The organism is Klebsiella sp. HC6 (assembly GCF_022605325.1).
Lineage (GTDB): Bacteria > Pseudomonadota > Gammaproteobacteria > Enterobacterales > Enterobacteriaceae > Klebsiella > Klebsiella terrigena.
On the sequence record NZ_CP093276.1, the window covers coordinates 5838150 to 5858426 of the forward strand.

Genomic DNA, 20277 nt, shown 5'->3' on the forward strand with positions numbered 1-20277 from the left:
TGTCAGATCACAAGGGATGTGTCTGCGCCAGTCAGCGAGGAGAAAACAGGTGAAGCCCAAAAAACAGGTGGTTGCCGCCACGATGAAAGACGTCGCCCTGAAGGCTAACGTTTCAACGGCAACCGTATCCCGAGCGTTAATGAATCCCGATAAGGTTTCACAAACTACCCGTAATCGGGTGGAGCAGGCGGCGCTGGAAGTCGGCTATTTGCCGCAGTCGCTCGGGCGAAATATGAAACGCAACGAATCGCGCACGATTCTGGTGATTGTGCCGGATATTTGCGATCCCTTTTTCAGTGAAATCATCCGCGGTATCGAAATCACCGCGGCGGAACAGGGTTACCTGGTGCTGATCGGTGACTGCGCCCATCAAAACCGTCAGGAAAAAACCTTTATCGACCTGATTATTACCAAGCAGATCGACGGCATGCTGCTGCTCGGCTCCCGCCTGCCGTTCGATGCCGGCGTAGAGGAGCAGCGCAATCTGCCGCCAATGGTGATGGCAAACGAGTTTGCGCCAGAGCTCGAGCTGCCCACGGTGCATATCGACAACCTCACCGCCGCGTTCAACGCCGTCAACTACCTGCACGAGCTGGGGCACAAGCGTATTGGCTGTATCGCCGGCCCGGAAGAGATGCCGCTGTGTCACTACCGTCTGCAGGGCTACGTTCAGGCGCTGCGCCGCAGCGGGATAACCGTCGAGCCGCAGTATATTGCCCGCGGTAATTTTACCTATGAAGCCGGCTCTAACGCCCTTGAGCAGCTTTTATCGCTGCCCGTGCCGCCAACGGCCGTATTCTGCCATAGCGATATTATGGCGCTGGGGGCTCTGTCGCTGGCAAAACGCCGCGGCCTGAAAATTCCTGACGATTTGTCTATTATTGGTTTCGATAACATCTCTTTGTCTGAATTTTGCGATCCGCCATTGACGACCGTTGCGCAACCGCGCTTTGATATCGGCCGCGAAGCGATGCTGCTATTGCTGGACCAGCTGCACGGTCACAGCGTCAGCAGCGGCTCGCGACTGCTTGACTGCGAGCTGATCGTTCGTGGCAGTACGCGAAAAATCAGAGCATAACCATCAGGCTTTCGGGCCTGCTCTTCTGGTCAAAGGCCCGCCGCTTAAGTAACATGGCGGGCTGACGAATGAATAAGACAGCGAAACGATAGTGGCACAACGAGATTATGTACGCCGCAGCCAACCGGCTTCTTCGCGGCGCAAAAAGAGCAACACCCGAAGCTCAAGGAACAAGCAAAGCGGCCTTTCTGCTGTTTCACCTACTATGGTGGCAATCGCGGCGGCCGTGCTGGTGGCCTTTATCGGTGGACTGTACTTCATCACGCATCACAAAAAAGAAGAAGCTGAAGCGCTGCAAAACCGCCAGGCGGCAGGTAACGGCCTACCGCCGAAACCGGAAGAGCGCTGGCGCTATATTAAAGAGCTGGAAAGCCGTCAGCCTGGCGTACGTGCGCCAACCGAACCGACGGCCGGCGGCGAAGTGATGAAGCCTGAACAGCTGACCAACGAACAGCGCCAGCTGCTGGCACAGATGCAGGCCGATATGCGCCAGCAGCCGACTCAGCTGACCGAGGTGCCGTGGAACGAACAGACCCCGGCGCAGCGTCAGCAGACGCTGCAGCGTCAGCGCCTGGCTCAGCAGCAGGTACAGCAGCAGCAGTGGGCGCAAACCCAGCAGCAGGCGCCGGTGCAGCAGCCGCGCGTACAACAGCGGGTTGCAGAACAGCCTGTACAGCAGCCGAAGCCGGTACAGCAGCCGAAACAAACGGCGGCAGCGCCGCAGCCGTATCAGGATCTGCTGCAGACGCCAGCGCATACCGCAGCGGCACCTAAAACGCAGGCGGCCGCGCCGGTTGCGCGAGTTGAAGAGGCGCCAAAAGCCGCAGCCGAGAAGAAAGACGATCGCAGCTGGATGATCCAGTGCGGCTCCTTTAAAGGGGCTGAACAGGCGGAAACCGTCCGTGCTCAGCTGGCCTTTGAAGGCTTTGCCTCACACATCACCACCAACAACGGCTGGAATCGCGTGGTCATTGGGCCGCTGAAAGGCAAGGAAAATGCCAACGACATGATCGGTCGCCTGAAAATGGCCGGGCATGCAAACTGCATTCGTCTCGCCGCCAGGGGTTGAAACCCTCAAAATCCCCCCCATCTATAATTGCATTCCGCCCCGCGTAAAGCGCGGGGCCCCTATTCCGCTTTTGTAACCAAGGGGTCTGCTCGTGACAACAATAGTTAGTGTTCGCCGTAACGGCCATGTGGTTATTGCCGGCGATGGCCAGGCCACGCTGGGCAACACCGTAATGAAAGGCAACGTGAAAAAAGTCCGCCGTCTCTACAATGACAAAGTGATTGCGGGCTTCGCCGGCGGCACCGCAGACGCCTTTACGCTGTTTGAACTGTTTGAACGTAAACTGGAAATGCACCAGGGCCATCTGGTCAAAGCCGCCGTTGAGCTGGCGAAGGACTGGCGTACCGATCGCATGCTGCGCAAGCTGGAAGCGCTGCTGGCGGTTGCGGATGAGAACTCGTCCCTGATCATCACCGGTAACGGTGACGTGGTGCAGCCAGAAAATGATTTAATTGCTATCGGCTCCGGTGGTCCCTACGCCCAGGCCGCTGCTCGCGCTCTGCTGGAAAATACCGATTTGGGCGCTCGCGACATCGCAGAGAAGGCGTTGAATATTGCAGGCGATATCTGCATTTATACCAACCATTTCCACACCATCGAAGAATTAGCCTCTAAAGCGTAAGGATCTCCCATGTCTGAAATGACCCCACGCGAAATTGTCAGCGAACTGGACAAACATATTATTGGTCAGGACGCCGCTAAGCGTTCTGTCGCTATCGCCCTGCGTAACCGCTGGCGCCGCATGCAGCTTAGCGAAGAGCTGCGCCATGAAGTTACGCCGAAAAATATTCTGATGATCGGCCCAACCGGCGTCGGTAAAACCGAAATCGCGCGTCGCCTGGCAAAGCTGGCCAACGCGCCGTTCATCAAAGTGGAAGCGACCAAATTCACCGAAGTGGGCTATGTCGGTAAAGAAGTGGATTCCATCATCCGCGATCTGACCGATGCGGCGATCAAAATGGTCCGCATGCAGTCCATCGATAAAAACCGCTACCGTGCGGAAGAGCTGGCGGAAGAGCGCATTCTTGACGTGCTGATCCCACCGGCGAAAAATAACTGGGGCCAGGCTGAGCAAACTCAGGAGCCGTCCGCGGCGCGTCAGGCATTCCGCAAAAAGCTGCGCGAAGGCCAGCTCGACGATAAAGAAATCGAGATTGACCTTGCCGCTGCGCCGATGGGCGTAGAGATCATGTCCCCTCCGGGCATGGAAGAGATGACCAGCCAGCTGCAGTCCATGTTCCAGAACCTGGGCGGGCAGAAGCAGAAGCCGCGGAAGCTGAAAATCAAAGACGCGATGAAGCTGCTGATTGAAGAAGAAGCGGCCAAGCTGGTTAACCCGGAAGAGCTGAAGCAGGACGCTATCGATGCGGTCGAGCAGCACGGTATCGTGTTTATCGACGAGATCGACAAAATCTGTAAGCGCGGCGGCAATAGCTCCGGCCCGGACGTGTCTCGTGAAGGCGTCCAGCGCGATCTGCTGCCGCTGGTTGAAGGCTGTACCGTCTCAACCAAGCACGGCATGGTGAAAACTGACCACATCCTGTTTATCGCCTCCGGCGCATTCCAGGTGGCCAGTCCGTCAGATCTGATCCCTGAACTGCAGGGTCGTCTGCCGATTCGCGTCGAGCTGAAAGCGCTGACCACCGAAGATTTCGAGCGCATCCTGACCGAGCCGAACGCCTCGATTACCGTACAGTATAAGGCACTGATGGCCACCGAAGGCGTGAGCATTGAGTTTACGCAAGACGGCATCAAGCGTATCGCTCAGGCGGCATGGCAGGTCAACGAAACTACCGAGAACATCGGCGCGCGCCGTCTGCACACCGTTCTGGAGCGTCTGATTGAAGATATCTCCTACGATGCCAGCGAAATGAACGGCCAGAGCATCACCATTGATGCTGAATATGTCGGTAAACATCTCGATGTTCTGGTGGCAGATGAAGATCTGAGTCGTTTTATCCTATAATCCGGTTCAATGTATTTTCATCACAATCGATGGGGCTATATATAGCCCCATTTTTTTGGCCGGGAATTATGACTGAACAACCGATAAACCGCACCCAGGCCTGGCTGGAAAGCCTGCGCCCAAAAACGCTGCCTCTGGCCTTTGCCGCCATCGTTGTCGGCACGACGCTTGCCTGGCACCAGGGTCATTTCGATCCCTGGGTGGCTCTGCTGGCGCTGATTACCGCCGGTCTGCTGCAAATTTTATCTAATCTGGCGAACGATTACGGCGATGCGGTAAAGGGCAGCGACAAGCCCGATCGCATAGGCCCGCTGCGCGGTATGCAAAAAGGGGCGATCAGCCAGGCGCAGATGAAGCGTGCGCTCATCCTCACCGTGGTGCTGATTTGTCTTTCCGGACTGGCTCTGCTGTTTTCCGCCTGGCAAACCATGGCCGATTTTATTGGCTTTATGGTTCTGGGCAGCCTCGCCATCGTCGCGGCAATCACCTATACCGTCGGCACCCGCCCCTATGGCTATATCGGCCTTGGCGATATTTCGGTGCTGGTCTTCTTTGGCTGGCTGAGCGTGGCCGGAAGCTGGTACCTCCAGGCCCACACGATTGCCGCCAGCGTCTTCCTGCCGGCAACGGCCTGCGGCCTGCTCGCGGCGGCGGTGCTCAATATCAATAACCTGCGCGATATCGATAGCGACCGGGAGAACGGCAAAAACACCCTGGCCGTGCGCCTTGGTCCAATCAACGCCCGCCGCTACCACGCCTGCCTGTTAATCGGCGCTCCGCTGTGCCTGGCGCTGTTTAATCTGCTTTCTCTGCACAGTCCATGGGGCTGGCTGTTTATCCTCGCGATGCCGCTGCTGGTGAAGCAGGTGCGGTTTGTCATGCGCGAACGCGAGCCGGTGGCGATGCGCCCAATGCTGGAACGAACGGTAAAAGCGGCTCTGTTAACCAACCTGCTGTTTGTCATCGGGATTATTTGCAGCAAGCTGCTGGGTTAACTGACAAATATCAATTAACAATTGATGATTTTGCCAACAATGGGTTTCGCGAGATATACTAAAAACTCTCGCAGCAACTGAACGTTAAGCCTATGAAATACGATACTTCCGAGCTTTGTGACATCTACCAGGAGGATGTCAACGTAGTGGAACCTCTGTTCTCCAACTTTGGGGGACGGTCGTCGTTTGGTGGACAAATCATCACGGTGAAATGTTTCGAGGATAACGGGTTGCTATACGATATGCTCGAACAGAACGGCCGTGGTCATATTCTGCTGATCGATGGCGGCGGTTCCGTCCGACGGGCGCTAATTGACGCAGACCTGGCGCGTCTGGCGGTGCAGAATGAGTGGGAAGGACTGGTGGTTTACGGCGCGGTGCGTCAGGTAGACGATCTGGAAGAGCTGGATATCGGCATCCAGGCGCTGGCAGCCATTCCCGTAGGTGCCGCGGGTGAAGGCATCGGCGAAAGCGACGTCCGCGTCAACTTCGGCGGCGTGACCTTCTTCTCCGGCGATCATCTGTACGCCGATAATACCGGCATCATCCTCTCAGAGGATGCGCTGGATATCGAATAGCCCGCCCAATAAAAAAGGCCTTCTCTCTGAGAAGGCCTTTTTGTTTTACGCCGAAACTTAGTACAGTTTCTTCGCGCAATCCAGCCAGTCATTTTTGAACGGACGCTTCATGTTCTCGATAGCGTCGATGATGTCATGATGAACCAGCTTCTCGTTCTGAATACCCACGCAGCGGCCGCCGAAGCCCTGCAGCAGCAGGTCAATCGCGTAGGCGCCCATGCGGGATGCCAGGATACGGTCATAAGGAACCGGAGAGCCGCCGCGCTGAATGTGGCCCAGAACGGTTGCACGCGTTTCACGACCGGTCTCTTTCTCAATGTAGTCAGCCAGCTCGTGGACGTCGCACATGTGCTCTGTGATGGCCACAATCGCGTGTTTCTTACCTTTGGCGATACCCGCTTTGATTTCAGCAACCAAATCGTCGCGGCTGTAATCAACCTCAGGCACCATGACGAATTCACAGCCGCCGGAAATAGCAGCCGCCAGCGTCAGATCGCCACAATAGCGGCCCATCACTTCAACGACGGAAATACGCTGGTGTGAGGAAGAGGTATCACGCAGACGGTCAATCGCTTCAACGACGGTGCTCAGCGCGGTGAAGAAACCGATGGTGTAGTCGGTGCCTTTAATGTCGTTGTCGATGGTGCCCGGCAGACCGATGCACGGGAAGCCCATTTCGGTCAGGCGCATCGCCCCCATGTACGAACCATCACCGCCGATAACAACCAGCGCATCCAGACCGCGCTTTTTCATGTTCTCAAGGGCCACGGCGCGAACGTGCTCTTCGCGGAATTCCGGGAAACGTGCTGAACCCAGGAAGGTGCCGCCGCGGTTGATCATATCGGAAACGCTATAGCGGTCGAGCTGGACCATACGATCTTCATACAGCCCGAGGTAACCGTCATAGATTCCAAAAACTTCCAGACCTTCCGTTAATGCCGCGCGCACAACGCCGCGAATTGCCGCGTTCATGCCCGGCGCATCACCGCCACTTGTCAACACACCGATTTTCTTAATCATGACTACCTCTGAACTTAGGAAGCAAAAAATAATCCTGTTGCCTGAAGCGCTCCCTTATCAGGAGTGCACGACGATAATTGCAATAGTATATCAAACGCTTCTGGCTGAATTGATTCAGGTCAGACCAAACGGCGGTAATTTATACAAATAATGCCGGGCTGCCCCACATTTTTACATCGAGTTTACAGACTATAACTCAAAGCTTAAAAAACGCCCTGCCGCGCCAGCGGCACCACAGAACAGGGGTCCTGATGGATAATGACATCAGAACCCGGAAAACGGTGCAGAATCGCCTGCTCCACCTGGTCGGCAATGACGTGTGCCTGAACCAATGGCAGGTTATCTTCCATTTCCAAATGTATTTGAATAAAGCGAGTCGGCCCTGACTGCCGCGTCCGTAGATCGTGTGCCCCGCTGACGCCAGGCCATGCGGTCACGATATTGATAATGTCCTGACGTTCCTCATCAGGCAGCGCGCGGTCTAACAGCGACTGGACGGCCTCATAGGCCATGCGCAGCGCGCTATACAGAATATAGACGCCTATCCCTAACGCAAATAGCGCATCGGCACGATGCCAGCCGTACCAGGAGAGGCCCAGCGCCACCAGAATAGCGCCGTTCATCATAACATCAGACTGATAATGAAGCATATCTGCACGCACCGCCTGACTCTGCGTTTTTCTCACCACCCAGCGCTGGAAGGTCACCAGCACCAGCGTACTGAGCAGCGCAATCAAGGTCACAATCATCCCGACGCCCGCCGCCTGCATCGGTTCCGGGCGCGCCAGGTGCTGAATACCGGTTAAAAACAGGAACAGCGCCGACCCGGAGATAAACATACTTTGCGCCAGCGCCGCCAGCGACTCGGCCTTGCCATGGCCAAAGGTGTGCTCCTCATCGGCAGGTTGCAGCGAATAACGCACCACCAGGAGATTGGTTAACGAGGCGGCAATATCCACCAGCGAGTCCACCAGCGCAGCCAGAATACTCACAGAGCCGGTATACCACCACGCAAAAATTTTGATCAAAAGTAACGCGGAGGCCATCACCGTTGCCGCAACGGCCGCACGACTCACCAGCCGCCCATAAGATTGATTCATAAACGCTCCTTCACCCGCAATGCGCTTAGTATAACCCGATCTATTGTTACGACGGATGGCAAGCGGGAGGTCGTTTAGCTGAATGACAGGCAAAAAAAACCCCCACATCATGCGGGGGAAGACAGGGATGGTGTCTATGGCAAGGAAAACAGGGTTTGTTACTGGGGTTGCACGGTATTGCTACTACTTGAAAGCATCTTCGCTGAGCCTTTCTGCATCCTTACAACCTCACGCAACTGATCCATTCGCTGCTGGTGCTTAGCATTTAAAACCGCTTGCTGCTCTGGCGTTAACAGGTGGTACATCTGGTTGCGAACCTTCGCCATTTCGATCTGGCGGTCAACCTGTTCCTGCGCCATCTTATCGGCCTGAGCGCGCACAGCGTTTTCATCAAATTTTTCGGCGGTGACAAGGCTATGCATTGTCTCCATTTCGCTAACATTAACGGGTAACCTATCGTGGCGTGCCCGTTGCATAAGATCTCGTAACTGCTGTCGTTGCTGTTCGGTTAAACTTATGCCATCAAACATATGGCCCTGACTGCTGCGCTGCGCCCCGTCTTCTCCGGGGAGCCAGTTAACGCTGGTAACGACTTCAGCGGCCTGGCTATAAGCACTTAGCGCCAGCGTTGAGGCCATGACGGCAGCAATAACATTGCGCATCACATACTCCCAAAACGTTTGTGTCGCGATTCAACGAGAGACAGTTTACGATTCGGGCTGCAAACATGCGTCAGGGGGTGTAAAACAACGTAAAGTCATGGATTAGCGAGCCTTGATGACGTAATTTCTGCCTCGGAGGTATTTAAACAATGAACAAAATCCTGTTAGTTGATGATGACCGGGAGCTCACCTCCCTGTTAAAAGAGCTGCTCGATATGGAAGGCTTTAACGTGCTCGTAGCCCATGATGGGGAACAGGCGCTGGCTCTCCTGGACGACAGCATCGATTTACTTTTACTTGATGTGATGATGCCGAAGAAAAACGGTATCGATACGCTTAAAGAGTTGCGTCAGACACACCAGACTCCCGTTATCATGCTAACTGCCCGCGGTAGCGAGCTGGATCGCGTTCTCGGCCTTGAACTGGGCGCGGATGATTATCTGCCTAAGCCGTTTAACGATCGTGAGCTGGTGGCGCGCATACGCGCGATTCTGCGCCGCTCCCACTGGAGTGAGCAGCAGCAAACCACCGAAGCCGGCTCACCGACGCTGGAGGTTGACGCATTGAGCCTCAACCCGGGCCGTCAGGAAGCCAACTTTGATGGTCAAACGCTGGAGCTTACCGGAACGGAGTTCACCCTGCTGTACCTGCTGGCGCAGCATCTGGGCCAGGTGGTCTCTCGTGAACACCTGAGTCAGGAAGTTTTGGGAAAACGCCTGACGCCGTTCGACCGCGCCATCGATATGCATATTTCTAACCTGCGGCGTAAGCTGCCGGAGCGTAAAGACGGCCACCCGTGGTTTAAAACCCTGCGCGGGCGCGGCTATCTGATGGTCTCAGCTTCATGATTGGAAGTTTAACCGCACGCATCTTCGCTATTTTCTGGCTCACGCTGGCGCTGGTGTTGATGCTGGTTCTGATGCTGCCCAAGCTGGATTCGCGCCAGATGACCGAACTTCTGGAAAGCGAGCAACGCCAGGGCATCATGATTGAGCAGCACGTTGAGGCCGAGCTGGCGACCGATCCACCCAACGATTTGATGTGGTGGCGTCGTCTGTTTCGGGCGATAGATAAATGGGCTCCGCCGGGACAGCGCCTGCTGCTGGTCACCAGCGAAGGGCGCGTTATCGGCGCAGAACGCAACGAAATGCAGATTATTCGCAACTTTATCGGCCAGGCCGATAATGCCGATCATCCGCAGAAAAAACGCTATGGTCGTCTGGAAATGGTCGGCCCGTTTTCCGTCAGGGATGGTGAGGATAATTATCAGCTCTATCTGATCCGCCCCGCCAGCACGTCACAATCCGATTTCATCAACCTGCTGTTTGACCGTCCGCTGCTGCTGCTTATCGTCACCATGCTGGTCAGCGCTCCGCTGCTGCTATGGCTGGCGTGGAGTCTGGCAAAGCCGGCGCGTAAGCTGAAAAATGCGGCCGACGAGGTCGCCCAGGGGAACCTGCGCCAGCATCCTGAACTGGAAGCCGGCCCGCAGGAGTTTTTGGCCGCCGGGACCAGCTTTAACCAGATGGTCACCGCGCTGGAACGGATGATGACCAGCCAGCAGCGTCTGCTCTCCGATATCTCCCACGAGCTGCGCACGCCGCTTACGCGCCTGCAGCTGGGCACCGCGCTGCTGCGCCGTCGCAGCGGCGAGAGCAAAGAGCTGGAGCGTATTGAGATGGAGGCGCATCGGCTGGACAGCATGATCAACGATCTGCTGGTGATGTCGCGCAATCAGGCCAACAACGCGCTGGTCAGCGAGACGGTAAAAGCCAACCAGCTGTGGGGCGAGGTGCTCGATAACGCCGCCTTTGAGGCCGAGCAGGTAGGAAAATCGTTCACCGTGGAGTATCCGCCGGGACCGTGGCCGCTGTACGGCAACCCCAACGCGCTGGAAAGCGCGCTGGAGAATATCGTACGCAACGCGCTGCGCTACTCGCATACCCGAATTTCGGTGAGCTTCTCGGTGGATAAAGACGGCATCACGGTTAACGTCGATGATGACGGGCCGGGCGTCAGCCCTGAGGATCGCGAGCAGATTTTCCGCCCGTTCTACCGCACCGACGAAGCGCGCGATCGCGAGTCAGGCGGTACCGGTCTGGGACTGGCGATTGTCGAAGCCGCTATTCAGCAGCATCGCGGCTGGGTGAAGGCCGACGACAGCCCGCTGGGCGGCCTGCGGCTGACCATCTGGCTGCCGCTGTATAAGCGCACCTGACGCGGCATTCCCCGGTCTGCGCACGCAGCCGGGGGAGTCTCATTTCCCCCACAATCGGCGGGAACTATCTTCGATCTGCCCGCTTAAGCGCCGCTTCTGCATGGTGCGGCTCCAGCTTACCGATAGCCCTCCAGCAGAGAGCAGGCGATGATACTGCTCGTCATCAAACGGCATATGCCAGGCAATCGCGCCGGCCTCATGTACGCTGACATCGCTCACCCTGGAGACCAGCTCCAGCGGCGCGTCGCAGGACACAACGCCCCCCGCCACCACCCGATACAGCCAGCCGGTTTTACCGCTATTCTGCATGCGCTGGGCCATATCGCTGATGGCAAAATGGAAGTTGAGCTTAAAGCACGGCGATCGCGGCTGCGTTACCTGAATCAGCGCCTCGCCCCAGCGAAAGATATCGCCGATATAAACGTTTTTCTCGGTCATTCCTTCAGCAGAAAGGTTTTCGCCAAAGGCCGGCGCGCAGAAAAGGTCGGCCTGCTGGGGGAATTCGCGGATCCAGTCGGCGTAGTGCTCGCGCGGGTACTGGCATAGCGCGCGATCCGGGCCGCCATGAATTTTCTTTTCCGCCTGCTCATCGCCCTCCAGCCCCAGATCGCCGAGGGTTAACTCACCGTCGACCTGGATTTTCCCGATGGCGCTCGGACGGCTTCCTTCGTAATCCCTTATCTTGCCCACAAAGACGTTCACCGGATAATGCATCTGCTGCCCCCTGCTACAGGTATAAAAAAAGCGAGTCATCAGACTCGCTTCTCGTTCAGCACAATGCAACCTTATTTTTTGGCGGCAAAACGCGCTGCTGCTTCGTCCCAGTTAACCACGTTCCAGAACTCTTTGATGTAGTCCGGGCGGCGGTTCTGGAATTTCAGGTAGTAAGCGTGTTCCCACACGTCCAGGCCCAGGATCGGGAAACCGGAAGCGCCGGAGATAGCTTCACCCATCAGCGGGGAGTCCTGGTTCGCGGTAGAAACCACGGCCAGCTTGTCGCCTTTCAGTACCAGCCACGCCCAGCCGGAGCCGAAACGGGTGGCGGCAGCTTTTTCAAACTCAGCTTTGAAGTTATCAACGGAGCCGAAATCGCGCTCGATAGCCGCTTTCAGGTCGCCCTGCAGGGTGGTACCGGTTTTCAGGCCTTTCCAGAACAGGCTATGGTTAGCGTGGCCGCCCGCGTTGTTACGCAGAGGACCTTTTTTGTCAGCCGGCAGCTGATCCAGTTTAGTAATCAGCTCTTCAACAGACAGATCGGCGAATTCCGGCAGGCTTTCCAGCGCAGCGTTGGCGTTGTTAACGTAAGCCTGGTGGTGCTTAGTATGGTGGATTTCCATAGTCTGCTTGTCGAAGTGCGGTTCCAGGGCGTCATAAGCGTACGGCAGGGCTGGCAGTGTAAAACTCATAATCATCTCCATTATTGTCGAGCGGCTGCGAGTGTTAAGGCCGCGTAAGCAGTTGGTTCATTATAGTTAATTAAATGATATTGAAAACGCTTATCAATGCCGTATTTTTAATAAGGTTATAACAGAGTGTGATACCCGCGGTTTTGTGAGCTGGAACAAGTAATTAAGCTGTTGGTTGCCAGGGTTTTCCAACACGTGGCAACAGCCTGAAGGCGATAAAACTGACCGATTTTTACACTCATCGGGTCGGAAGAAGATTTATCCGATAAAAAATAGATGAGGATAAAATCAATGAATCACGCGATTACGATGGGTATTTTTTGGCATTTGATAGGTGCGGCCAGTGCAGCCTGTTTCTATGCTCCGTTCAAACAAGTTAAGCAGTGGTCATGGGAAACCATGTGGTCTATCGGCGGGATTGTCTCGTGGCTGATCCTGCCCTGGACTATCAGCGCCCTGCTGTTGCCTGATTTTTGGGCCTATTACAACTCCTTTAGCGCCTCGACTCTGCTGCCGGTCTTCCTGTTCGGCGCGATGTGGGGTATCGGCAATATCAACTACGGCCTGACCATGCGCTATCTCGGCATGTCGATGGGGATCGGTATCGCCATCGGCATTACCCTGATCGTCGGTACGCTAATGACCCCGATTCTCAACGGTCAGTTCGAGGTTTTAATCAATACCAAAGGCGGTCAGATGACGCTGCTCGGCGTGCTGGTCGCGGTGATTGGCGTCGCCATTGTGACCCGAGCGGGGCAGCTGAAAGAGCGCAAAATGGGCATTAAGGCCGAAGACTTTAACCTCAAAAAAGGCCTGCTGCTGGCGGTGATGTGCGGCATTTTCTCGGCGGGGATGTCGTTTGCGATGAACGCCGCCAAACCGATGCACGAAGCCGCCGCGGCGCTGGGGGTTGACCCGCTGTACACCGCCCTGCCTAGCTACGTGGTCATCATGGGCGGCGGCGCGCTGGTGAACCTCGGATTCTGCTTTATTCGGCTGGCAAAAGTGAAAAACCTGTCGATAAAAGCGGACTTCTCGCGGGCAAAACCGCTCATCATCGCCAATATTCTGCTTTCCGCTCTCGGCGGCCTGATGTGGTATCTGCAGTTCTTTTTCTACGCATGGGGCCACGCCAGCATTCCGGCGCAGTACGACTACATGAGCTGGATGCTGCATATGAGCTTCTACGTTCTTTGCGGCGGGCTGGTTGGTCTGGTGCTGAAGGAGTGGAAAAACGCCGGGCGGCGGCCGGTCGGCGTACTCAGCCTCGGCTGCGTGGTCATCATTATTGCCGCCAATATTGTCGGCCTGGGGATGGCGAACTAGGCGCCTAAGCGGCGACGCGACTGCGTTGCCGCCACTGCCCCGGCGTCATGCCGATCTCACGGTTAAAGACCACCGAAAAGTAGTTACTGTCTTCAAATCCGCACAGCATGGCGATTTCGCCAATCAGCCGCTCCGTATGCTGCAGCAGGTACTGCGCGTGGCAAATTCTCAGCTGACGTAAATAGTGGTTGACCGTCATACCCGTCTGCTGGCGAAACTGCTGGCGCAGGGCGCGCTCGCTGCACGCTTCCCGCGCGCAAAAGCGATCGAGGAAAAAGGGTCGATTCAGGCTGCCGGCCAGCTCGGTCAGCAGTTTATCGAGGAGGGCTTCGCTTTGGGTTGCCGCCAGGTTGTCGGTCGCGTAGCGATGTCGGTGCAGAATGAGCGCCAACTGGGCGAACAGCAGCTCGGCCATCTGATTGGCCTGGGGGTCGCTGCGGGTGCTCTCCTGTTCAAGCTGGGTAATCACCTGCCGCACCTGGGTCATACCGGAGCTGCCGATTCGCCAGTGCGGGAGCCACGGCGTACCAAAAAGCCCGGGAATATGGGCCGCCCAGTCAAAGTTGAGCCGCAGCCGGTCCGGGCAGTAGATGACGTTTTGCAGGACCAAATCGTTCACCGACGCGTAGGAGTGTTTGTCCTGCGCGCGGATATAGAACAGATCGCCGCGGGTAATGCGCCACGGGCGATCGTTAAGCACGTGCAGGCCGTTTCCCCGCCATACCAGCACCAGTTCGCAGAACTCATGGGTATGCTCGGCGAAGACGTTTTGCGGGTAGCGATCCGCTACCGCCACCGCCTGAGAAGGCGAGGCAAAAAACTCATCTTTGCGAAGAATCAACTGACCGGCCACCGCGACAACTCCAGGCGCAAATAACGTTTCATTATTCGCAATTTTGCTCGCTAAAACGTTGACTGCTCTCGCGTTACTGAAGAATGGCGTCGCGCCCCTGGCGGATATCACGTGGTGACCAGGAAAACTCGCGGCGAAAAAGCGTCGAAAAGTGGTTACTGTCGCCGAATCCGCAGTGATAGGCGATATCCGTGACGCTGTCATCGCTGTGCCGCAGCAGATGGCGCGCCTTCATCAGCCGCACCCGGTTCAGGTAGCGCTGCGGCGTCAGGCCGGTCTGCTGCTTGAGCTGGCGATGCAGCGTGCGCAGCGACAGCGAAAACTGGGCCGCCACCTCTTCCCAGCAAACATCCTCGGCAAAGTGATCTTCCAGCCACGCCATCAGATGATTGAGCCGCGCCTCGCTATCGGCGGCCCCTTCCGCGAGGCTGCTTTTGCGCAGCAGCACCAGCAGCTGCATAAACAGAATCTCCCGACTGGCAATAGTATGCACATCCGACTCAGCGCTGAGGCTTTCCATCTGGCTGACGATCTGTCGCACCTGCTGCAAAGCCCCCTGATTAACCCGCCAGTGCGAGAGATAGTTGCCCTCCTGCTCCTGCGGCAGCAGCTGGCTGACGCCGTTCAGAAAGCGAAACGCATCCGGCGCGCGATAGAGCACGTTGGTCAGGCACAGGTTATCGGTATGTTCATAAAGATGGCGATCGCGATCGCGAATAAAACAGACCGAGCCGCCGCTGATGGTATAGGGCTGGCCGTTGAAAACGTGGATCCCCGTCCCGTGCTCGACGATAACAATTTCATGGAAATCGTGGTGATGCTCCGGAAACGCCGACTGAGGGAGGCGTGGCTCAATGGCAACAGCAGAAGTACCGGACTTAAAGAAATCCACACTGTGCAATACGGTCATAGCAGCTCCCTCGAAATGAGAAATGTTATCGATCAGTGTCGCAAATAGTAATTAAGGACCGGCAATCCGGCCTTCAATTTTTGACCGCAAACGACGTAAAGCCTGCCGCTTTTTCAAGAAACAGCCGGAAAGATCGGGAACTGCGGAGAGCGTCACATCCCCCGCGTCGATAGCGACAGAATGAAATTGTGAGCTCTCTCACGGTCACCTTTGCTTTCTTGCCAGCGGAGAAATTTCCCTGTCCGTGGCAAGAAGGTGCGCGACCGGCGACTTTTTTAGACTGCTGGCAATGATTTTCAGAAGGATCTCTGCCATGAGTTTTCGACATTGTGTCGCCGTTGATTTAGGCGCCTCCAGCGGGCGGGTGATGCTCGCCAGCTATGAAAGCGGACAGCGTGCGCTGACGCTGCGTGAAATCCACCGTTTTACCAACAGCCTGCACCAGGTGGATGGCTACGACTGCTGGGATATCGATAGCCTGGAAGGCGAAATTCGCCGCGGGCTGGCGCTGGTGTGCGCGCAGGGCATCCTTATCGACAGCATCGGCATTGATACCTGGGGCGTGGATTATGTCCTGCTTGACGCCCAGGGCCAGCGCGTCGGCCTGCCGGTTTCCTATCGCGACGACCGCACCCACGGCCTGATGCAGCATGCCGAAGCGCAGATAGGCCGGGCGGATATCTATCGCCGCAGCGGCATTCAGTTTCTGCCGTTCAACACCCTGTACCAGCTGCGTGCCCTGGTTGAGCAGCAGCCTGAGCTGGTGAGCCAGGCCGCGCACGCGCTGCTGATCCCGGACTACTTCAGCTTCCGTCTGACCGGTCGGATGAACTGGGAATACACCAACGCCACCACTACCCAGCTGGTCAATATCAACAGCGATAGCTGGGACGAAGAGCTGCTGAACTGGAGCGGCGCGCCGCGCGAATGGTTCGGTACCCCGACCCATCCCGGCAACGTGATCGGCCACTGGATTTGCCCGCAGGGCAACGCGATCCCGGTGGTCGCCGTCGCCAGTCACGATACCGCCAGCGCGGTGATCGCTTCTCCGCTGGCCGGTAAAAATGCGGCCTATCTCTCCTCCGGCACCTGGTCGCTCATGGGCTTTGAAAGCAAAACCCCCTGCACCGGCGACGAGGCGCTGAAGGCCAATATCACCAACGAAGGCGGCGCCGAAGGCCGCTATCGGGTGCTGAAAAATATTATGGGCCTGTGGCTGCTGCAGCGGGTGCTGAAAGAGCAGAACGTCAGCGACCTGCCGGCGCTGATTGCCCATACCGCCGAACTCCCGGCCTGCCGCTCGGTGATTGACTGCAACGATGAGCGCTTTATCAACCCGGACAATATGAGCGCCGAGATTCAGGCCGCCTGCCGTGAATCCGGGCAGCCGGTGCCCAGCGGCGACGCCGAGCTGGCGCGCTGCATTTTTGACAGCCTGGCCCTGCTGTATGCCCGCGTGCTCGGCGAACTTGCCCGGCTGCGAGGCCAACCCTTCAGCCAGCTGCATATCGTCGGCGGCGGCTGTCAGAACGCGCTGCTCAATCAGCTGTGCGCGGACGCCTGCGGCATTACGGTCATCGCGGGTCCCGTCGAGGCCTCTACGCTCGGCAATATCGGCATCCAGCTGATGACGCTGGATGAGCTGAACAACGTCGATGATTTCCGTCAGGTGGTGCGCCACAACTACGCGCTCACCACGTTTATCCCTAATCCTGAAAATGAAATTGCCCGCTTCGTTGCGCAGTTTCAGCAACAACAGACCAAGGAGCTTTGCGCATGACCACTCAACTTGAACAAGCCTGGGAAATTGCCAAACAGCGCTACGCCGCCGTCGGTGTGGATGTCGAGGAGGCTCTGCGCCAGCTGGACCGGCTTCCCGTATCCATGCACTGCTGGCAGGGCGATGACGTCGCCGGTTTTGAAAACCCGGAAGGGAATTTAACCGGCGGGATTCAGGCCACCGGCAACTATCCGGGCAAAGCCCGCAACGCGGGCGAGCTGCGCGCCGACCTCGAGCAGGCGCTCAGCCTGATCCCCGGCCCGAAACGGCTGAATCTGCACGCTATCTATCTGGAGTCTGATACCCCGGTGGCGCGTAACGAAATCAAACCTGAGCACTTTAAAAACTGGGTTGAATGGGCCAAAAACAACGGCCTGGGGCTCGATTTTAACCCTTCCTGCTTCTCGCATCCGCTGAGCGCCGACGGTTTTACCCTCTCGCACGCCAACGATGAAATCCGCCAGTTCTGGATCGATCACTGCAAGGCCAGCCGCCGGGTTTCCGCCTATTTCGGCGAGCAGCTGGGCACCCCGTCGGTGATGAATATCTGGGTCCCCGACGGCATGAAGGACATTACCGTTGACCGTCTGGCGCCGCGCCAGCGCCTGCTGAACGCGCTGGACGAGGTTATCAGCGAGAAGTTCGACACGGCGCATCATATCGATGCCGTGGAGAGCAAGCTGTTCGGTATCGGCGCCGAAAGCTACACCGTCGGCTCCAATGAATTCTATATGGGCTATGCCGCCAGCCGTCAGACCACGCTGTGTCTGGACGCCGGGCACTTCCATCCAACGGAAGTTATCTCCGACAAAATCTCTGCCGCCATGCTCTACATTCCGCGCCTGCTGCTGCACGTCAGCCGCCCGGTACGCTGGGATAGCGATCACGTGGTGCTGCTGGATGACGAAACCCAGGCCATCGCCAGCGAAATCATCCGCCACAACCTGTTTGACCGGGTGCACATCGGCCTCGATTTCTTCGACGCCTCCATCAACCGCATCGCGGCGTGGGTGATTGGTACCCGCAACATGAAAAAAGCGCTGCTGCGCGCGCTGCTGGAACCTACGGAACAGCTGCGCCAGCTGGAAGCCGACGGCGATTACACCGCCCGTCTGGCGCTGCTGGAAGAGCAGAAATGCCTGCCGTGGCAGGCCATCTGGGAGATGTACTGCCAGCGTCACGATACCCCGGCGGGCAGCCAGTGGCTGGATAGCGTTCGCGGCTACGAGAAAGATGTGCTGAGCCAGCGCGGGTAGCCCGGCAGCCGACAGATACACAACCTATTCAGGGCGCGGGGTCAACCCCGCGCCGAATCAACAGGAAGCACAAGACTATGCACACTATTATCGACTCCTGGTTCGTCCAGGGCATGATTAAGGCCACCACCGACGCCTGGCTGAAGGGCTGGGATGAGCGCAACGGCGGCAACCTGACGCTGCGCCTCGACGAGGCCGATATCGAACCTTTCGCGGCGGATTTCCACGCCAAACCGCGCTATATCGCCCTGAGCCAGCCGATGCCGACGCTGGCCAACCAGCCGTTTATCGTCACCGGCTCCGGTAAATTCTTCCGCAACGTGCAGCTCGATCCGGCCGCCAACCTCGGCGTAGTCAAAGTGGACAGCGACGGCGCGGGATATCACATCCTGTGGGGCTTGACCCACGAGGCGGTGCCGACCTCCGAACTGCCGGCCCACTTCCTCTCCCACAGCGAACGCATCAGGCTGACCGGCGGCAAAGATCGCGTGATCATGCACTGCCACGCCACCAACCTGATCGCCCTGACCTACGTCCTCGATAATAACAGCGAGCTCTTCACCCGCAAGCTCTGGGAAGGCAGCACCGAATGCCTGGTGGTGTTCCCGGACGGCGTCGGCATTCTGCCGTGGATGGTGCCGGGTACCGACGAAATCGGCGGGGCCACCGCGCTGGAAATGCGTCAGCATTCGCTGGTGCTGTGGCCGTTCCACGGCGTCTTCGGCAGCGGGCCGACGCTGGATGAAACCTTTGGCCTGATCGATACCGCCGAGAAATCGGCTGAAGTGCTGGTGAAGGTTTACTCCATGGGTGGAATGAAGCAGACCATCACCCGCGAAGAGCTGATTGCCCTCGGCAAGCGCTTTGATGTGCAGCCTATGCAGTCCGCGTTAGACCTTTATCAATAATTACATCGCGCCCCGCTCACCGAGACGGGGCGAACTCTGTCACCTGCAAACCCTACCCTAACTCTTTCGCCCTGCGGCAGACCACGCATCGGCAGGATGAAAGATAAGGGGAAACTAACTCAATCATGTGGAGTAAAAGCAATGAAAATAAAGACAAGCTTGATCCTCACCGTTGCCGCCCTGGCGTTGTCCGGTTCCGCTTTAGCAGAAGTTAAAATTGCCCTCGTGGCAAAATCATTGGGAAATGGATTCTTCGAGGCAGCGAACGTCGGCGCGCAGGAAGCGGCGAAAGAGTTAGGCGATGTGAAAGTGATCTATACCGGCCCCACCACCACCACCGCCGAAGCGCAGATCGAAGTGCTGAACGGGCTGATCGCCCAGGGGGTGGATGCGATCGCCATTTCCGCCAACGATCCGGACGCCGTGGTGCCGGTGCTGAAAAAAGCGATGCAGCGCGGGATCAAAGTGGTCTCCTGGGATTCCGGCGTCGCGCCGGCGGGCCGCCAGATCCACCTGAATCCTTCCAATAACGCACTGATTGGCGAAACCAACGTCAGGCTCGCCGCGGACGCCCTGAAGGCGCTGAACGTCGAAAAAGGCGACGTGGCGATCCTCAGCGCGACCCCCACCTCAACCAACCAGAACATCTGGATCGAAGAGATGAAGAAGGTGCTGCCGAAGTACCCTTCCGTCAACCTGGTCACCGTTGCCTACGGGGACGATCTCTCCGACAAGAGCTACCGCGAAGCGGTCGGCCTGCTGAAATCGTATCCGAATCTGAAAGCGATCGTCTCGCCTTCATCGGTGGGGATCGTTGCCGCCGCCCAGGCGGTGAAGGATCAGGGCAAGATTGGCAAGGTGTACGTCACCGGGCTGGGGCTGCCGTCTGAAATGGCCGGGGCGATTAAATCCGGCGCCAGCAAAAGCTTTGCTATCTGGAACCCCATTGACCTCGGCTACGCCGCCACCTACCTCGCCGACGATTTAGTCAAAGGCACGGCAACCAAAACCGAAGCCAACATGGGCAGGCTCGGCAAGGTGAAGCTGGATGCCGACGGCAGCGGCGCGATGGCGGAGCCGTTCGTTTACGATGCCGGCAACATCGATAAGTTTTCCAAAATTTTCTAATCCTCAGCCCCCGTTTCGCCTGGA

The 20277-nt window shown here is 57.3% G+C and carries 20 protein-coding genes; 13 read left to right on the plus strand and 7 right to left on the minus strand.

All coding sequences use genetic code 11. The features are described 5' to 3' along the window. Window positions 1–49: 49 nt before the first annotated feature. The 6 genes from cytR to rraA all read left to right on the plus strand — a co-directional run bounded on the left by cytR (window position 50) and on the right by rraA (window position 5686). Window positions 50–1078: a DNA-binding transcriptional regulator CytR gene (cytR, locus tag MMW58_RS28090; protein ID WP_041143437.1), complete on the plus strand. Its 1029-nt coding sequence runs from the start codon at window positions 50–52 to the stop codon at window positions 1076–1078. A 91-nt stretch (window positions 1079–1169) separates the two neighbouring features. After that, the gene (ftsN, locus tag MMW58_RS28095; RefSeq protein ID WP_133601313.1) at window positions 1170–2147 is read left to right on the plus strand and encodes a cell division protein FtsN; all 978 of its coding nucleotides are present in this window, start codon (window positions 1170–1172) and stop codon (window positions 2145–2147) included. A gap of 91 nt (window positions 2148–2238) precedes the next feature. After that, the gene (hslV, locus tag MMW58_RS28100; protein WP_041143435.1) at window positions 2239–2769 is read left to right on the plus strand and encodes an ATP-dependent protease subunit HslV; all 531 of its coding nucleotides are present in this window, start codon (window positions 2239–2241) and stop codon (window positions 2767–2769) included. A gap of 9 nt (window positions 2770–2778) precedes the next feature. Next, entirely contained in the window at window positions 2779–4113 is a 1335-nt protein-coding gene (gene hslU, locus MMW58_RS28105; protein WP_041143434.1) for an HslU--HslV peptidase ATPase subunit, read from the plus strand. A 68-nt stretch (window positions 4114–4181) separates the two neighbouring features. Further along, window positions 4182–5108, plus strand: a complete 927-nt coding sequence (gene menA, locus MMW58_RS28110) for a 1,4-dihydroxy-2-naphthoate polyprenyltransferase (RefSeq protein ID WP_045853663.1) — start codon at window positions 4182–4184, stop codon at window positions 5106–5108. A gap of 92 nt (window positions 5109–5200) precedes the next feature. After that, entirely contained in the window at window positions 5201–5686 is a 486-nt protein-coding gene (rraA, locus tag MMW58_RS28115) for a ribonuclease E activity regulator RraA (protein ID WP_041143432.1), read from the plus strand. Between the two features lie 57 nt (window positions 5687–5743). On the opposite strand, the gene pfkA is transcribed toward rraA, so the two are convergent. The 3 genes from pfkA to cpxP all read right to left on the minus strand — a co-directional run bounded on the left by pfkA (window position 5744) and on the right by cpxP (window position 8468). Beyond that, window positions 5744–6706: a 6-phosphofructokinase gene (gene pfkA / locus MMW58_RS28120; protein ID WP_045853664.1), complete on the minus strand. Its 963-nt coding sequence runs from the start codon at window positions 6704–6706 to the stop codon at window positions 5744–5746. Window positions 6707–6909: 203 nt separating this feature from the next. Further along, on the minus strand, window positions 6910–7806 hold the full coding sequence (fieF, locus tag MMW58_RS28125; RefSeq protein ID WP_133601312.1) for a CDF family cation-efflux transporter FieF: 897 nt from the start codon (window positions 7804–7806) through the stop codon (window positions 6910–6912). Window positions 7807–7964: 158 nt separating this feature from the next. Beyond that, a complete protein-coding gene (gene cpxP, locus MMW58_RS28130; RefSeq protein WP_095105372.1) occupies window positions 7965–8468 on the minus strand; it encodes a cell-envelope stress modulator CpxP in 504 nt (167 codons plus the stop codon). Window positions 8469–8617: 149 nt separating this feature from the next. Here cpxP and cpxR point away from each other — a divergent pair, with 149 nt between their 5' ends. Both cpxR and cpxA read left to right on the plus strand, forming a co-directional pair. Next, window positions 8618–9316: an envelope stress response regulator transcription factor CpxR gene (gene cpxR, locus MMW58_RS28135; protein WP_004203671.1), complete on the plus strand. Its 699-nt coding sequence runs from the start codon at window positions 8618–8620 to the stop codon at window positions 9314–9316. Then, window positions 9313–10686: an envelope stress sensor histidine kinase CpxA gene (cpxA, locus tag MMW58_RS28140; protein WP_041143428.1), complete on the plus strand. Its 1374-nt coding sequence runs from the start codon at window positions 9313–9315 to the stop codon at window positions 10684–10686. The genes cpxR and cpxA overlap by 4 nt, the downstream gene beginning before the upstream one ends. A gap of 39 nt (window positions 10687–10725) precedes the next feature. Here cpxA and yiiM read toward each other — a convergent pair whose 3' ends face one another. Both yiiM and sodA read right to left on the minus strand, forming a co-directional pair. Further along, the gene (gene yiiM / locus MMW58_RS28145; RefSeq protein WP_133601311.1) at window positions 10726–11400 is read right to left on the minus strand and encodes a 6-hydroxyaminopurine reductase; all 675 of its coding nucleotides are present in this window, start codon (window positions 11398–11400) and stop codon (window positions 10726–10728) included. Window positions 11401–11471: 71 nt separating this feature from the next. After that, window positions 11472–12092, minus strand: a complete 621-nt coding sequence (gene sodA / locus MMW58_RS28150) for a superoxide dismutase [Mn] (RefSeq protein WP_041143426.1) — start codon at window positions 12090–12092, stop codon at window positions 11472–11474. 291 nt (window positions 12093–12383) lie between these two features. On the opposite strand from sodA, the gene rhaT reads away from it, so the two are divergent. Next, on the plus strand, window positions 12384–13418 hold the full coding sequence (gene rhaT / locus MMW58_RS28155) for an L-rhamnose/proton symporter RhaT (protein ID WP_133601310.1): 1035 nt from the start codon (window positions 12384–12386) through the stop codon (window positions 13416–13418). A 4-nt stretch (window positions 13419–13422) separates the two neighbouring features. On the opposite strand, the gene rhaR is transcribed toward rhaT, so the two are convergent. Both rhaR and rhaS (MMW58_RS28165) read right to left on the minus strand, forming a co-directional pair. Further along, window positions 13423–14271 carry an HTH-type transcriptional activator RhaR gene (rhaR, locus tag MMW58_RS28160; protein ID WP_208113329.1) on the minus strand — a complete coding sequence of 283 codons (849 nt, stop codon included), beginning with the start codon at window positions 14269–14271 and terminating at the stop codon, window positions 13423–13425. A gap of 73 nt (window positions 14272–14344) precedes the next feature. After that, window positions 14345–15181: an HTH-type transcriptional activator RhaS gene (rhaS, locus tag MMW58_RS28165; protein ID WP_133601309.1), complete on the minus strand. Its 837-nt coding sequence runs from the start codon at window positions 15179–15181 to the stop codon at window positions 14345–14347. A gap of 313 nt (window positions 15182–15494) precedes the next feature. Here rhaS (MMW58_RS28165) and rhaB point away from each other — a divergent pair, with 313 nt between their 5' ends. The 4 genes from rhaB (at window position 15495) to rhaS (MMW58_RS28185) (ending at window position 20253) form a co-directional block, all read left to right on the plus strand. Further along, the gene (gene rhaB / locus MMW58_RS28170; protein ID WP_241722529.1) at window positions 15495–16961 is read left to right on the plus strand and encodes a rhamnulokinase; all 1467 of its coding nucleotides are present in this window, start codon (window positions 15495–15497) and stop codon (window positions 16959–16961) included. Continuing rightward, window positions 16958–18217, plus strand: coding sequence for an L-rhamnose isomerase (rhaA, locus tag MMW58_RS28175; RefSeq protein WP_241722530.1), 1260 nt, complete (start codon window positions 16958–16960; stop codon window positions 18215–18217). Before rhaB ends, rhaA begins: the two co-directional genes overlap by 4 nt. A 77-nt stretch (window positions 18218–18294) precedes the next feature. After that, window positions 18295–19125 (plus strand): rhamnulose-1-phosphate aldolase, encoded by an 831-nt coding sequence (gene rhaD, locus MMW58_RS28180; RefSeq protein WP_241722531.1) that lies wholly within the window; start codon window positions 18295–18297, stop codon window positions 19123–19125. Between the two features lie 141 nt (window positions 19126–19266). Further along, on the plus strand, window positions 19267–20253 hold the full coding sequence (gene rhaS, locus MMW58_RS28185; protein WP_123710466.1) for a rhamnose ABC transporter substrate-binding protein: 987 nt from the start codon (window positions 19267–19269) through the stop codon (window positions 20251–20253). Window positions 20254–20277: the final 24 nt, after the last annotated feature.

What these genes read in the sequence shown, in the direction of transcription:
- hslU (WP_041143434.1), top strand. Translation starts at nt 2,779, where the DNA reads ATGTCTGAAATGACCCCACGCGAAATTGTCAGCGAACTGGACAAACAT.
- menA (WP_045853663.1), top strand. Translation starts at nt 4,182, where the DNA reads ATGACTGAACAACCGATAAACCGCACCCAGGCCTGGCTGGAAAGCCTG.
- rraA (WP_041143432.1), top strand. Translation starts at nt 5,201, where the DNA reads ATGAAATACGATACTTCCGAGCTTTGTGACATCTACCAGGAGGATGTC.
- pfkA (WP_045853664.1), bottom strand. Translation starts at nt 6,706, where the DNA reads ATGATTAAGAAAATCGGTGTGTTGACAAGTGGCGGTGATGCGCCGGGC.
- fieF (WP_133601312.1), bottom strand. Translation starts at nt 7,806, where the DNA reads ATGAATCAATCTTATGGGCGGCTGGTGAGTCGTGCGGCCGTTGCGGCA.
- cpxP (WP_095105372.1), bottom strand. Translation starts at nt 8,468, where the DNA reads ATGCGCAATGTTATTGCTGCCGTCATGGCCTCAACGCTGGCGCTAAGT.
- cpxR (WP_004203671.1), top strand. Translation starts at nt 8,618, where the DNA reads ATGAACAAAATCCTGTTAGTTGATGATGACCGGGAGCTCACCTCCCTG.
- cpxA (WP_041143428.1), top strand. Translation starts at nt 9,313, where the DNA reads ATGATTGGAAGTTTAACCGCACGCATCTTCGCTATTTTCTGGCTCACG.
- yiiM (WP_133601311.1), bottom strand. Translation starts at nt 11,400, where the DNA reads ATGCATTATCCGGTGAACGTCTTTGTGGGCAAGATAAGGGATTACGAA.
- sodA (WP_041143426.1), bottom strand. Translation starts at nt 12,092, where the DNA reads ATGAGTTTTACACTGCCAGCCCTGCCGTACGCTTATGACGCCCTGGAA.
- rhaT (WP_133601310.1), top strand. Translation starts at nt 12,384, where the DNA reads ATGAATCACGCGATTACGATGGGTATTTTTTGGCATTTGATAGGTGCG.
- rhaS (WP_133601309.1), bottom strand. Translation starts at nt 15,181, where the DNA reads ATGACCGTATTGCACAGTGTGGATTTCTTTAAGTCCGGTACTTCTGCT.
- rhaB (WP_241722529.1), top strand. Translation starts at nt 15,495, where the DNA reads ATGAGTTTTCGACATTGTGTCGCCGTTGATTTAGGCGCCTCCAGCGGG.
- rhaA (WP_241722530.1), top strand. Translation starts at nt 16,958, where the DNA reads ATGACCACTCAACTTGAACAAGCCTGGGAAATTGCCAAACAGCGCTAC.
- rhaD (WP_241722531.1), top strand. Translation starts at nt 18,295, where the DNA reads ATGCACACTATTATCGACTCCTGGTTCGTCCAGGGCATGATTAAGGCC.
- rhaS (WP_123710466.1), top strand. Translation starts at nt 19,267, where the DNA reads ATGAAAATAAAGACAAGCTTGATCCTCACCGTTGCCGCCCTGGCGTTG.